This window comes from Pantoea sp. JZ2, assembly GCF_035191405.1.
Classification (GTDB): domain Bacteria; phylum Pseudomonadota; class Gammaproteobacteria; order Enterobacterales; family Enterobacteriaceae; genus Pantoea; species Pantoea stewartii.
The window spans coordinates 1,092,023-1,105,115 of record NZ_CP045247.1; the positions used below are offsets into that span (position 1 = coordinate 1,092,023).

Here is a 13,093-nt window from a genome sequence, read left to right on the forward strand (position 1 = left end):
GCTGAAGGATTCCACCAATTGGTGATTTATTGCACCGATATCCGTTATGACGAAAGAGGATGGATTTCATTCTGATGACGGCTTTGCTATCGTCGCGTGGCGAACACTTATAAAAAGAGATGAAGATGAAAGGACGTTGGGCGAAGTACGCACTTACTGGCGCATTTTTAGCGCTTCTGGCGGGCTGTAGTTCTAAGCCGACCGATCGGGGTCAACAATATAAAGACGGAAAACTTGATCAACCCTTAGCGCTGGTGAATCAACCTAACGCCAAAGGCCGTCCGGTTAACGGCAGAGATTTTGGGCAACAGATTCAGCAAATCCAGGCGGCCGCTTCGGGTTTGTTTGGCCGTAACAACAGCACTTACAGTGCGGTTGAAAACTGGCTGATGGCGGGGGGCGATACACGACAGTTGCGCCAGTTTGGGTTAAATGCGTTTCAGATGGAAGGCACCGATAATTACGGTAACGTTCAGTTCACGGGCTACTACACGCCGGTCGTTCAGGCACGCTACACGCGACAGGGCGAGTTTCAGTACCCTATTTACCGCATGCCGCCGCGCAAACGCGGTCAGAAATTACCCAGCCGCGCATCGATATACAGTGGGGCGTTAGACGATCGCTACGTCATTGCCTGGAGTAACTCACTCATCGATAACTTTATTATGGACGTGCAGGGCAGCGGCTATGTCGATTTTGGTGACGGACGTCCGATGAGCTTTTTTGGTTATGGCGGCAAAAACGGCTGGGGTTATCATAGCATCGGTAAAGAGCTGATCGACCGGGGCGAGGTCAAGCGTGAAGACATGTCAATGCAGGCCATTCGCCAGTGGGCTGAGGAACATTCACCCGAGGAAGTGCGGGCGCTGCTAGAAACTAACCCCTCCTTTGTCTTTTTCAAACCCGAACCTTATGTGCCGGTACGTGGCGCGAGCGCGGTGCCGCTGGTGGCGAAAGCCTCTGTGGCATCCGATCGTTCACTGATTCCTGCCGGAACAGTGCTGCTGGCGGAAGTGCCGCAGCTCAATGAAAAGGGCAAATTCAACGGGAAATATGAAATGCGGGTGATGGTGGCGCTGGATGTCGGCGGCGCGATCAAAGGCCAGCACTTCGATATCTATCAGGGCGTAGGGCCAGATGCTGCCCATCTGGCGGGGTTCTATAACCATTATGGTCGTGTGTGGGTGTTGAAATCGGCACCGGGAGCCGGTCAGCCGCTGTTCAGCAACGCGCAGAGCAGCAACAACGGCAGCCTGCTGTTAGGCGCTAACTAAATTTTGAAGCGGCGGGCGATCGGGCCCGCGCTCAGTAACAGGTTCAACTATGAAAGTGTTAAACGATGCCTGGCACCAGCGATTTGGTGGCACGGCACGTCTTTATGGGCAGTCGGCGTTGCAGCATTTCGCTGATGCCCACTTCTGTGTGATTGGTATTGGCGGCGTGGGCTCCTGGGCTGCCGAGGCACTGGTAAGAACCGGCATCGGCAGGATTACCCTGATCGATATGGATGATGTCTGTATCACCAACACCAATCGTCAGATACATGCGATGAGCGGCAATGTGGGTAAAGCCAAAACGGACGTGATGGCCGAGCGTCTGCGCGCCATTAATCCTGACTGTGAGGTGATCTGTATTGATGACTTTATCACCCCGGAAAACACGACGACGCTGCTGACTGCCGATATCGACTATGTGATTGACGCTATCGACAGTGTGCGCCCCAAGGCGGCGCTGATTGCCTGGTGTCGACGCAATAAGATTCCCCTGATCACCACGGGCGGCGCAGGTGGGCAAATCGATCCCACGCAAATCCAGGTGACTGACTTAGCGAAGACCATCCAGGATCCGCTAGCAGCTAAATTACGCGAGCGGCTTAAACAGCTGGGAGTGGTAAAAAACAGCAAAGGCAAGCTGGGCATCGACTGCGTTTTCTCTACAGAGGCGCTGGTTTATCCGCAGGCGGATGGCTCGGTTTGCGCCTCACGCAGCACAGCGGAAGGGCCGAAAAGAATGGATTGTGAATCCGGATTTGGCGCAGCCACGATGGTCACCGCCACCTTTGGCTTTGTTGCCGTTTCGCATGCCCTGAAGAAATTTCTGGCACGGGCCGCGCGCCAGGCGTAATGCTAATCTGCCGTGCTACGCGGTTGTACGGCTTTAGCCCGCGTTTGCCAGGCCGGCAGCCTGACCTGATTAGCTAAACACTGACCGACGACTGCGCCATGAGCGGTTAACCCAGCGCCCGTTGCGCATGCTGCTGGACGGCATCGGCCAGCGCTTTCAGGCCGCTACTGCGTGAGGCGCTAAGCTGCGCACGCAGGCCCAGCGATTCAAACAGATCCAGCGGATCGGCCGCCAGTAATTGCGCGGGCGTCTGGCCTTCAACAGCGGTGAGCAGCACGGCCAGCAAACCACGAACGATGCGACCTTCGCTGTCACCGTAAAAATGCAGGGAACCTTCTTCCCGGATCTGGCTGCCCAGCCAGACGCGATTCTCGCAACCACTCAGCTCACTGTCCGGTGTTCTTAATGCGTCAGGTAAGGCCGGCAACTGTCGGCCAAGTAAAATCAGCTGCCGGTAGCGATCCTCCCACTGCCGACAGTGAGAGAAGGTTTCTTTCAGATCCGCAGGCGTAATTTCAACACCGAACGGATGCGGGGCAAGCAGGGATGCGTGCATGATTAAAACTCCGATAACAACGCGACAGCGCTGTGCATAGCGCGCAGCAGCGCATCGACGTCCTGTAAATTATTATAGGGGGCAAACGATACGCGCAGCGTCCCCTCAACGCCCAGTGCCGCCATTAACGGTTGGGCACAATGTTGACCCGCACGTAAGGCGATCCCGTGCTCTGCCAGCAGTGTCACGATATCGCTGTGATGCACTCCCTGAATGTCGAAGGCCAGCAGGCTGGCCTGGCCACAACGGAAACTGCGAAAGCCCGGCAGTTCTGCAAGCTGTTCCTCGGCCAGACTGGCTAACTGCTGGCTCCAGATCTCCGCTTTAGACATATTATGCTGTTGCAGCCAGCTCAGCGCGGCACTCAGTCCGGTCACGCCCGCCACGTTTGGCGTACCGGCCTCAAAGCGCCAGGGCACCGGCTGGGGCGTAAAGCCGGTGAAGTCGACCTTCGTCAGCATCTTACCGCCGCCCTGCCAGGGGGCCATCTCTTCCAGCAATTCCGCTTTACCGTACAGCACACCGATGCCCATTGGGCCATAGAGCTTGTGGCCGGAAAAGGCATAGAAATCAATATCCAGCGCCTGTACATCCGGTGGGCAATGTACGACGCCCTGCGCGCCATCGACCATAACTTTTGCCCCTGCCGCATGGGCAAGAGCGATGGCCCGGGATAAATCGGGGCAGCCGCCTGTGACATTGGACATCTGACCCAGCGCAAGCAGACGCGTCCGGTGAGTGATCAGTGAGGGCAGCACGGCGATATCGGGCAGGCGATCCTCACCGATTGGCCATTTTACCACGCGCGCGCCCGTGGCCTGTGCGACCATGAGCCAGGGAACCAGATTGGCGTGGTGCTCGGCTTCGCTGACGAGGATTTCATCGCCGGGCTGTAAACGCGGGGCTAACCAGCTTTGCGCCACCAGGTTAATGGCTTCGGTGGTACCGCGCGTCCAGACAATCTGCCGGTCACTGGCGGCATTGAGCCACTGCGCCACCTGGCCCCGCGCCTGCTCATACTGCTCGGTTAACCGGCGAGCCGCTGCAAACTGGCTACGATGAACCGTACCGGCGCTCAGGCTGTAGAACTGCTGAGTCGCCTCGATTACCGCCTGCGGTTTTAGCGTGGTGGCGGCGCTGTCGAGATAAACACCCGCGTCGCTCAGGGCAGGAAACTGCTGCCGGAATGAAGAAGGATTAAAGGCACGCATACATAGCTCGTTGTTAATTATCAGACTCAGGCTGAAAGATGGATGTCTGTCTGGCAAAGCTGGAAAAGCGGGTTATGCTGAATATTGCAAGGTAAAAACTTCACCCGCATGGCGATACGACATTCTGATAGTCGATCCCACTTGACCATTTCTCGGGTCAGCGTAACGCGGGCGGTTTGGTGCAATCAATCTGCAAGGAGATAGAAGATGAAAAAACTCGCCGCAATGCTGGCCGTTTGTACAATGGCCTTTACCCTGGCTGCCTGTTCAAGCAACTACGTAATGCATACCAATGACGGACGCACTATCGTTGCTGAAGGTAAACCAAGAGTCGATACTGATACCGGTATGATTAGCTATAAAGATGCGAATGGCAATGAGCAGCAGATTAACCGTTCAGATGTGAAAGAAATGGTTGAGATGAAGTAATCCGCGCATAAAAAAAGCACCGCAATTTGCGGTGCTACTCAATATCACAATGGACAGACAGGGTAAATCTACAGGAAATAAAAAAGCTTGATCTGTAAAGGTCAGATCAAAATTGCAAACACAACATCACGACCACAAGCCAAAAGCTTTCAGAAAATCTGCGAACTCACTCACAAATCTAAAAACTTTTCGTTCCGGCTCAGGAAGTACCGCAACTATAGGTATTTGCTGGAGCTTCCTCAACGGACAATTTATAATGTCTCGGATTATAAATTCTAATACGTTAAGGCTTTGTATTAGTCCGCGTATTTTTTGCCAGGCTGGCTATGGATAACCATGTCAAAACGTCTTCCTCCCCTGAATGCACTGCGGGTATTTGATGCCGCAGCACGCCATTTAAGCTTCACCAAAGCCGCTGAAGAGCTGTTTGTGACCCAGGCTGCTGTCAGTCATCAGATCAAATCACTGGAAGATTTTCTGGGACTGAAGCTGTTCAGACGGCGAAACCGGTCGCTTTTACTCACCGAGGAAGGCCAAAGTTACTATTTGGATATCAAAGAAATTTTCTCTGCGCTCAACGAGGCGACGCGTAAACTGCAGGCACGCAGCGCCAAAGGGGCGTTGACGGTGAGTTTGCTGCCAAGCTTTGCGATTCAGTGGCTGGTCCCGCGTCTTTCCAGCTTTAATCTGGCTTATCCGGGAATTGACGTCCGCATTCAGGCGGTCGATCGGGATGAAGAGAAGCTGGCCGATGATGTGGACGTGGCCATTTTCTATGGCCGGGGAAACTGGCCAGGCCTGCGGGTCGAAAAACTCTATGCCGAATATTTGCTGCCGGTTTGTTCGCCATCGCTGATGACGGGTGAAAATCCCCTGAAAACGCCCATGGATCTGGCTCGTTTTACACTGTTGCATGATGCTTCCCGCCGTGACTGGCAGGCGTATATCCGTCAGTCAGGCGTCCAGCATATCAATGTGCAACAGGGGCCCATTTTCAGCCACAGCGCGATGGTGCTGCAGGCGGCCATCCATGGGCAGGGCGTTGCCCTGGCCAATAACGTTATGGCGCAAAGCGAAATCGAAGCGGGACGGTTGATTTGTCCGTTTAATGACGTTTTAGTGAGCAAAAATGCTTTTTATCTGGTTTGTCATGACAGTCAGGCAGAACTGGGTAAAATAGCCGCCTTTCGACAGTGGATCCTCGCCAAAGCGGCTACCGAACAAGAAAAATTCCGCTTTCGTTATGATCAGTAACTTTTTTATTTTTTTGCAGGGACCTGCAAACGCACCTTGAGGATACATTCATGTCCAGACGTGCCATGTTTATTTTTGCGGCCATCAGTGGGTTTTTCCTGGTGGCATTTGGTGCTTTTGGTGCTCATGTGTTGAATAAAACGCTGGGAGCGACTGAAATGGCCTGGATTCATACCGGGCTGGAATACCAGGCTTATCATACGCTGGCTGTGCTGGGACTGGGAGCGGCGATGCTTTATCGCTGTAATATCTGGTTCTACTGGAGCAGCGCCTCTATGGCACTGGGTACCGTATTATTCAGCGGCAGCCTCTATTCCCTGGCGCTGTCGCACTTAACGTTTTTTGTTTTTATCACGCCAGTCGGGGGGCTGTTCTTCCTCGTTGGCTGGCTATTGATGTTGATTGGCGCACTGCGTCTTAAAACCAAGGCAGAACGCCATGAATAAAGTTTTACTGTATTGCCGCGCTGGCTTTGAAAAAGAGTGTGCGGCGGAAATTAGTGCTAAAGCCGCCGAGCGCAATGTTTACGGCTTTCCTCGGGTTAAAGAGGGTGCAGGTTATGTCCTGTTTGAGTGCTACCAGCAGCCCGATGCGGAGAGACTGATCCGCGAGTTGCCGTTTGAGCAGTTGATTTTTGCCCGTCAGATGCTGGTTGTTGGCGAACTGCTGCGGGATCTGCCCCAGGACGATCGTATTTCCCCCATCGTAGGCATGTTAAGCGGCGTGGTGGAAAAGGGCGGGGAACTGCGTGTTGAAGTGCCGGACACCAACGAAGCCAAAGAGCTCACCAGGTTCTGCCGCAAGTTTACCGTCCCGCTGCGCGCCAGCCTGCGTGAGAGCAAAATCCTGCTCAACTATGAAAGCCCAAAACGCCCGGTCGTGCATGTGTTCTTTATCGCCCCCGGCACCTGCTACGTCGGGTATTCACTGCCGGAGAACAACTCACCCTTTTATATGGGCATTCCGCGTCTTAAGTTCCCGTCTGATGCGCCGAGTCGGTCCACGCTTAAGCTGGAAGAGGCCTTTCACGTTTTTGTTCCGGCCGATGAGTGGGATGAACGTCTGGCCAGTGGAATGTATGCCGTCGATTTGGGGGCCTGTCCAGGCGGCTGGACCTATCAACTGGTAAAGCGCAGCATGATGGTTTACGCCGTGGATAACGGGCCGATGGCGCCCAGCCTGATGGAGACCGGCCAGGTTTTTCACGAGCGTGAAGACGGTTTCCGTTTCCGTCCGCCCCGCACCAACATCAGCTGGCTGGTCTGCGACATGGTGGAAAAGCCGGCTCGCGTGGCGAACCTGATGGCGGACTGGCTGGTCAACGGCTGGTGCCGCGAAGCCATATTTAACCTGAAACTGCCCATGAAGAAGCGCTACGAAGAAGTCACGCAGAATCTGGCCATGATCGAGCAGCGACTCAATGAAAATGGCGTTAACGCGCAGATTCGGGCACGTCAGCTTTATCACGATCGTGAAGAAGTGACAGTGCACATTCGTCGCATCTGGGCCGCTGTCGGTGGCCGCCGCGACGAGCGTTAACCCTGCAGACCGGGCGCGATTGTGCCCGGTCTGATATGATTAGCCGCCATGGTAACGCAGTAAATTCAGATTCCCTTCCAGCACCAAATCCTGTTTCAGCCGGGCCACATCGCGGCTGATCAGCGCCATCTCCTGTCCGGCCTGTAACTTATTACGCCATTTGGTCGGCACCTGATCCAACTGCTGATACAGCGATTCCAGCGAACCAAACTGCTGTAGCAGTTCCCGGGCGCTTTTGGGTCCAATGCCTGCGATGCCGGGAATTTTACTGCTGCTGATGCCGCATAATCCCCAGTAGTCAGGCAGCAACGCGGGTGCAACGCCGAATTCGGCTTCAATAAAAGGCACATCCAGCCAGCGCTTTTGAAAATAGTCACGGATGCGAATCGTCGGTGCCAGTAACTGGCAGTAACCTTTGTCGGTTGAAACGATGGTCGCCTGATGACCTGCCTGCGCCATTTTGACCGCCAGCGTCGCCGCCAGATCGTCGGCTTCATCCTGGTCGGCTATCCAGCAACTGACGCCCGCGTTTCGAAAAGCGTCCTTCAGCGCGGGCATTTCGGCCTGCAAATCGTCGGGCATCGGTGGGCGGCCACTTTTATAGTCAGGCAACAACTGGTGCCGCCATCCCTGATGGCGGGCTTCACCATCAAACACCGCCACCACGTGCGTCGGCCGCGTGTGCCCCAGAAGCTGACGCAGCGCGCCTACGCAACTGTCGACGCAGGGCGAGCCTTGTACCGCATGCAGGCGACGAATTAAATTGAGGGCGTCAACAATGAGTAAGTGAAGAGACATAAGATATGGGCAGCCCGCAGGCTGCCTCCAGATTTACTTGATGATTTCGTAGCACGGAATATAGGCAGTGCCGGGCAGTTTCATACGTTGCTGCGCCACAAAGCCCTGTAGCAGTTCATCCATGCGGTGCATGATGTCGGCATCGCCGTGCAGTTTGTAAGGGCCTTTTTCGCGGATTTCGCGAATGCCCATCTCTTTGACGTTTCCTGCAACAATCCCAGAGAAGGCCCGGCGCAAATCCGCCGCCAGTTTTTCTGGAGCCTGGTTTGTGTAGAGATTGAGGTTGGCCATATTTTCATGCGTTGGCATAAACGGCACCTGCAGATCCTGAGCAATACGCATTGACCAGTTAAAACTGTAGGCGTCACCGGTTTCACGGCGATGCTCTTTCACCTGCGGCATGGCTTTTCTCATCAGACGGGCAACTTCAGCAGCATCGTCAATGATGATCTGATAATGCTTACGTGCCTGCTCGCCGAGCGTGCTGACAATGAAGTCGTCCAGTACGCGGAAATAATCGGCGCTCTCTTTCGGGCCGGTCAGAATAAGCGGCAGAACCTGATGCGCGTTCTGTGGATTCATCAGAATGCCCAACAGATAGAGGAACTCCTCTGCGGTGCCCACGCCGCCCGGAAAGATGATGATGCCGTGCGCGATGCGCACAAAGGCTTCCAGGCGCTTTTCGATATCCGGCATGATGATAAGTTCGTTCACCAGCGGATTCGGTGGCTCAGCCGCGATAATGGACGGCTCAGTTAATCCGATAAAGCGGCTGTCACGATAGCGCTGCTGGGCATGGCCCACGGCGGCACCTTTCATCGGCGCTTCCATCACGCCCGGTCCACAACCGGTACAAATGTTCAGCTCACGCAGCCCCAGTTGCGTGCCCACGTTGCGACAATACTGGTATTCCACCGCGTTGATCGAGTGGCCACCCCAGCAGACAACGGTATTGGGATATTCACCCACATGCAGGGCGCGGGCATTGCGCAAAATGGAAAACACCGTGTTGGTGATGGTGGCTGAGTCGTTGTCCTCTTCGCAGGGTAAACGCCCCGAGCTGGCGAGCTGGCCATTGACAAACAGGATGTCGCGCAAGACGGCAAACAGGTTGGCCTGGAGTGAACGGATGATACGACCGTCGACGAAGGCTTCTTCCGGGGGATTGATCAGTTCCAGCTTAACGCCGCGCTCACGGCGCAGTACGTTGATGTCGAAGTTCTCAAAACGCGACAGCAGTTCATGGCTGCTGTCAGTCTGACTGCCAGAGTTGAGTACGGCGAGCGAGCAGTTACGGAAAAGTTGATACAAATCGCTGCTGGCCGTGCGCTTCAGCATATCTACTTCCAGTTGGGAGAGCAGATCCATAGAGCCAAGAGGGCTGACATGTGTAATCAAATGAACTCCTTTGCACCCGCTGGGGTGATAACTGACACTGCAAATGCAGTGACCAAAATCCCTGGTTGGCAACCCGCAGGTTACCGCCCTGTCCAGAGTAGCCTTGTCGGCAAGGTTTGCTCAAGTGGAACCGTATGCGCGTTTAACAGTCTGAGAAAGGATTCGCAAACTATTGACGAACCAGACGAGAATGGCCCGGCGTAAAGGGCACATTACTGCGCCACGGATTGATATCCAGTCCACCCCGTCGCGTGTAACGTGCGTAGACGGTCAGCTGTGATGGCTGACAAAAGCGCATCAGGTCGTTGAAAATACGCTCCACGCACTGTTCATGAAACTCATTATGCTGACGAAATGAAACGATATAGCGCAGCAGAGCTTCACGATCGATGCGCGGGCCCTGATAGCGAATCATTACCGATCCCCAGTCAGGCTGATTGGTGATCAAACAGTTGGATTTAAGCAGATGGCTGACCAGCGTTTCTTGCACCTGTTCCTGACCGGCGGCGTCGATCAGATAATCGGCATTGAAGCCGTAATCTTCAATCTCGATGTCCTGCTCATCAATGCAGGTGCCCGCAAAGTGACCGACAGGCTGACCTTCGATCTCCTGTAAGCGAAACAGCGCCACACGGACATCGCCCTCGGCACAGGCGCGCAGGTCCTGCTCCAGCGTCTGGCGTACCTCGGCCCAGTCTGTAAATCGCGTCTGGTTAAAGCTGTTAAGGTAGAGCTTAAAACTCTTTGATTCGATAAGATTACGGCTCCGGGCATCAAGCTCGACTTCGCCCACGGCCACCTGGGGCACGCCTTTGCTGTTGAGCCATGAGAGTTCATAGAGCGTCCAGATATCACTGCCCGAGAACGGCAAATTATCGGGATAAAGGCCCAAAGGCTCGCGATTCATGCTGCGCGGCACGGCCTGTAATAAGCTGTTGTCATAGCGATCGTGATACGCTGTAGGCTTGCCCAGCGTCAGGTTGCTCAGTGCCGGGTCCGGCTGGTAAGAAGACATAACGGTTACCACTAGAGTCATCAAAGTGAGTAAGTGTAACCTATCAGAAGTGAGAATTTGAATGATGCAGCAAACCGCTGAAGCGTTAACGGATTTTACCACGCGCTACTGCCAGCACTGGCAGCAGAGCCGGGGCCATGCGCCAGCCAGTCGCGATCTTTATGGTATTCCTTCCCCCTGTTTGCTGGAAAACCGTGATGAGTGTGCGCTCTGGCAACCGCAACCCTTTACACTACCGCCCTCGCTGGAGGCGGTTGAGCGGGCGCTGGAGATTGCGCTGCAACCGCAGATTACGGCCTTTTATACGCACCAGTTCGCGGGGGACATGCAGGCTATGTGGCAGGACCACAGGCTAACGCTGCTCCAGGTCTGGAGTGAAACCGACTTTGTCCGGCTGCAGGAAAACCTGATCGGGCACCTCGTCATGCAGCGGCGCCTGAAGCAGAATCCAACACTGTTTATTGCCACCACTGCGTCAGAAGAGAACATTATTTCCCTGTGCAATCTGAGCGGTGACATCATCCTTGAAACGCCCGGCCAGAAGAAACGTATTACGCTGGCATCGGATATCTGTACTTTTCTTAATAATTTACAACCGCTTAGTGATTAATTGCAGAGATGTGCCGCTTCGCGTGTGAGAGATCTCTTACATGCCGTGTGAGAGATCGCCATATTAGCGAAACGGTGAAGTGGCGGCCGAGATGTAAAAATATTGTAAATCATTAACTTATTAGCACCGCTGTTCAATCTCTTGAACAGGATCGCGTTATATCGTGTTTTAACACCTTGTGTCCTGAGGCTTTTCTTAAGAGAATAGGTCTCGCTGACAGGACGTCATGGACAGCAGGAACCGTCAGGAAGACGGTAGCCAGGAGGCAGGAACGTAATGCTGTTACGTCACAGGGAAGGCTTCAGGACGAAGCAGGACACTCAGGAATGAGTTAAGGGACACCTCCAGGATGGAGAATGAGAGCCCCTCGGACGAGGCGGTGGGCCAGGAGGCTAAGGAGTGATCAGGATGATTCGCGGAAGGACTACGCACGGGAAAAGTTGTCAAGGATGAGCAGGGAGCATTAACGTAGCAGGAGAGCTGCAAACGAACCGGGAGCACTGTTTAATACAGTGCTCCCTTTTTTTGTGCCTGCGGGTTATCCTTGCCGCCCCTTTTTATTCGTCAGAGGTGAGGCATGACGTCAGAACAGTTTATTATGCAACGGCTTGAACAGCTCGAAGCCGTCATGCGTGAGCACGATCTGTGGCAGGTGGACGCGCCAGACGAACAGGCTTTCGCAAGCCAGCAACCTTTTTTCCTCGACACGATGCAGCCACTGGAATGGTTGCAGTGGGTCCTGATTCCACGGGTGCAGATGCTGATTCGTGCGGGCCAGGCATTGCCAAAAAATTTTGCGGTTGCCCCCTATTTTGAAATGGCGTTAACGCCGGTTCAGCCGGGGCGCACACTGTTGTTGCTGACCTTACAGCAGCTGGATGCATTGCTGCAGGATGACCCGGTCTGATGCTGGAAATCATTTATCAGGATGCGTGGCTGGTCGCGGTGAATAAGCCCGCAGGCTGGCTGGTACACCGCAGTTGGCTTGATCGCCATGAAACCCGGTTTGTGATGCAGACGGTACGCGACCAGATAGGCCAGCATGTTTTCACGGCGCATCGGCTGGATCGCCCCACATCAGGCGTGCTGCTGATGGGGCTGTCCAGTGAGGCAGGCCGCCTGCTGTCCCAGCAGTTTGAGCATCACCACATGGAAAAGACCTACCATGCCATTGTGCGCGGCTGGCTTGAAGGCAGTGACAGGCTGGATTATCCGTTGGTGGAAGAGCTGGACAAGATCGCGGACAAATTTGTCAGCGAACCCCGTGCGCCGCAGCCGGCGGTGACCGATTACGCCGCACTGGCAACGGTAGAAATGCCGGTCGCCATCAGTCGCTATCCCACGGCACGTTACAGCCTGGTTGAGCTTAAACCGCAAACCGGGCGGAAACATCAACTCCGTCGGCACATGTCCCATTTGCGTCATCCCATCATCGGCGATTCGGCCCACGGGGATTTACGCCAGAATCGTGGTGCGGCTGCGCACTTTGGTGCCAGCCGTTTGATGCTGCATGCCAGCAGCTTATCCCTTAACCATCCTGTGACGGGCGAACCGCTGCTTATTCGTGCCGGGCTCGATCCTGTCTGGCAACGGGTGATGGAGCAGTTTGGCTGGCAGGCCTGTATTCCTGATGTGCCACGGGTTGAGTTTCTCGCAGGCTCAGGTCAGGATAGCGTTCCGGAATAAAGGGGAAAAGAAATGGCAAAGATTGGGATTTTTGTAGGCACCGTCTATGGGAACGCCTTACTGGTTGCAGAAGAAGCTGAGCCGTTGTTGCAGCAGCAGGGCCATGAGGTAACGATTTTCGAAGATCCGACACTGGCCGACTGGCAACACTATGCCAGTGATGTCGCTCTGATCATCACCTCGACCACCGGTCAGGGCGATTTTCCGGATACGATTTCCGGCCTGTTTCATGCTATGCAGGATAAGCTGGGCCATCAGCCCACGCTGCGTTATGGCGTGATAGCGTTGGGCGACAGCAGTTATGAAAATTTCTGCGGCGCAGGCAAACGTTTTGATGCATTGCTGCAGGCGCACCAGGCGAAGCGGATCGGTGACGTGTTGCTCATCGACGCCACCGAAAATCCGGAGCCAGAGTCGGTAACGTCTCCCTGGGTTGAGCAGTGGGGCAAACAGCTCTGACTGTACAGGGTGGG

General features: G+C 54.7%; 15 protein-coding genes. 10 read left to right on the top strand and 5 right to left on the bottom strand.

Going from position 1 to position 13,093, the window contains the following annotated elements:
• Positions 1 to 125: 125 nt before the first annotated feature.
• A complete protein-coding gene (gene mltA / locus GC087_RS05370; RefSeq protein ID WP_033739585.1) occupies positions 126 to 1,274 on the top strand; it encodes a murein transglycosylase A in 1,149 nt (382 codons plus the stop codon).
• Positions 1,275 to 1,323: 49 nt separating this feature from the next.
• A complete protein-coding gene (gene tcdA, locus GC087_RS05375) occupies positions 1,324 to 2,124 on the top strand; it encodes a tRNA cyclic N6-threonylcarbamoyladenosine(37) synthase TcdA (protein ID WP_324029866.1) in 801 nt (266 codons plus the stop codon).
• A 106-nt stretch (positions 2,125 to 2,230) separates the two neighbouring features.
• Here the strand turns inward: tcdA and csdE are convergent, their stop codons facing one another.
• Entirely contained in the window at positions 2,231 to 2,680 is a 450-nt protein-coding gene (gene csdE, locus GC087_RS05380) for a cysteine desulfurase sulfur acceptor subunit CsdE (RefSeq protein ID WP_033739583.1), read from the bottom strand.
• Between the two features lie 2 nt (positions 2,681 to 2,682).
• Positions 2,683 to 3,891 carry a cysteine desulfurase CsdA gene (csdA, locus tag GC087_RS05385; protein WP_058708956.1) on the bottom strand — a complete coding sequence of 403 codons (1,209 nt, stop codon included), beginning with the start codon at positions 3,889 to 3,891 and terminating at the stop codon, positions 2,683 to 2,685.
• A 207-nt stretch (positions 3,892 to 4,098) separates the two neighbouring features.
• Between csdA and GC087_RS05390 the strand changes: the two genes are divergently transcribed.
• From GC087_RS05390 to rlmM, 4 genes are all read left to right on the top strand, one after another.
• Complete coding sequence (locus tag GC087_RS05390) at positions 4,099 to 4,320, top strand: YgdI/YgdR family lipoprotein (protein WP_006120783.1); 222 nt, start codon at positions 4,099 to 4,101, stop codon at positions 4,318 to 4,320.
• 336 nt (positions 4,321 to 4,656) lie between these two features.
• Entirely contained in the window at positions 4,657 to 5,574 is a 918-nt protein-coding gene (locus GC087_RS05395; RefSeq protein ID WP_006120782.1) for a transcriptional regulator GcvA, read from the top strand.
• Between the two features lie 50 nt (positions 5,575 to 5,624).
• The gene (locus GC087_RS05400) at positions 5,625 to 6,020 is read left to right on the top strand and encodes a DUF423 domain-containing protein (RefSeq protein ID WP_014605150.1); all 396 of its coding nucleotides are present in this window, start codon (positions 5,625 to 5,627) and stop codon (positions 6,018 to 6,020) included.
• The gene (gene rlmM / locus GC087_RS05405; RefSeq protein WP_058708955.1) at positions 6,013 to 7,113 is read left to right on the top strand and encodes a 23S rRNA (cytidine(2498)-2'-O)-methyltransferase RlmM; all 1,101 of its coding nucleotides are present in this window, start codon (positions 6,013 to 6,015) and stop codon (positions 7,111 to 7,113) included. Before GC087_RS05400 ends, rlmM begins: the two co-directional genes overlap by 8 nt.
• A 39-nt stretch (positions 7,114 to 7,152) precedes the next feature.
• Here the strand turns inward: rlmM and xni are convergent, their stop codons facing one another.
• From xni to queF, 3 genes are all read right to left on the bottom strand, one after another.
• Complete coding sequence (gene xni / locus GC087_RS05410; RefSeq protein ID WP_006120779.1) at positions 7,153 to 7,911, bottom strand: flap endonuclease Xni; 759 nt, start codon at positions 7,909 to 7,911, stop codon at positions 7,153 to 7,155.
• A gap of 33 nt (positions 7,912 to 7,944) precedes the next feature.
• Positions 7,945 to 9,309 (bottom strand): nucleotide 5'-monophosphate nucleosidase PpnN, encoded by a 1,365-nt coding sequence (gene ppnN, locus GC087_RS05415; protein WP_006120778.1) that lies wholly within the window; start codon positions 9,307 to 9,309, stop codon positions 7,945 to 7,947.
• 169 nt (positions 9,310 to 9,478) lie between these two features.
• Positions 9,479 to 10,324 (bottom strand): NADPH-dependent 7-cyano-7-deazaguanine reductase QueF, encoded by an 846-nt coding sequence (gene queF / locus GC087_RS05420; RefSeq protein ID WP_033739575.1) that lies wholly within the window; start codon positions 10,322 to 10,324, stop codon positions 9,479 to 9,481.
• 61 nt (positions 10,325 to 10,385) lie between these two features.
• Here queF and syd point away from each other — a divergent pair, with 61 nt between their 5' ends.
• From syd to GC087_RS05440, 4 genes are all read left to right on the top strand, one after another.
• Positions 10,386 to 10,934, top strand: coding sequence for a SecY-interacting protein (gene syd / locus GC087_RS05425; protein ID WP_006120776.1), 549 nt, complete (start codon positions 10,386 to 10,388; stop codon positions 10,932 to 10,934).
• Between the two features lie 577 nt (positions 10,935 to 11,511).
• Positions 11,512 to 11,841, top strand: coding sequence for a YqcC family protein (locus tag GC087_RS05430; protein ID WP_006120775.1), 330 nt, complete (start codon positions 11,512 to 11,514; stop codon positions 11,839 to 11,841).
• Positions 11,841 to 12,620 carry a tRNA pseudouridine(65) synthase TruC gene (gene truC, locus GC087_RS05435; RefSeq protein ID WP_054633223.1) on the top strand — a complete coding sequence of 260 codons (780 nt, stop codon included), beginning with the start codon at positions 11,841 to 11,843 and terminating at the stop codon, positions 12,618 to 12,620. Before GC087_RS05430 ends, truC begins: the two co-directional genes overlap by 1 nt.
• A gap of 12 nt (positions 12,621 to 12,632) precedes the next feature.
• Positions 12,633 to 13,079, top strand: a complete 447-nt coding sequence (locus GC087_RS05440; protein ID WP_033739574.1) for a flavodoxin — start codon at positions 12,633 to 12,635, stop codon at positions 13,077 to 13,079.
• The last annotated feature ends 14 nt before the right edge of the window (positions 13,080 to 13,093 follow it).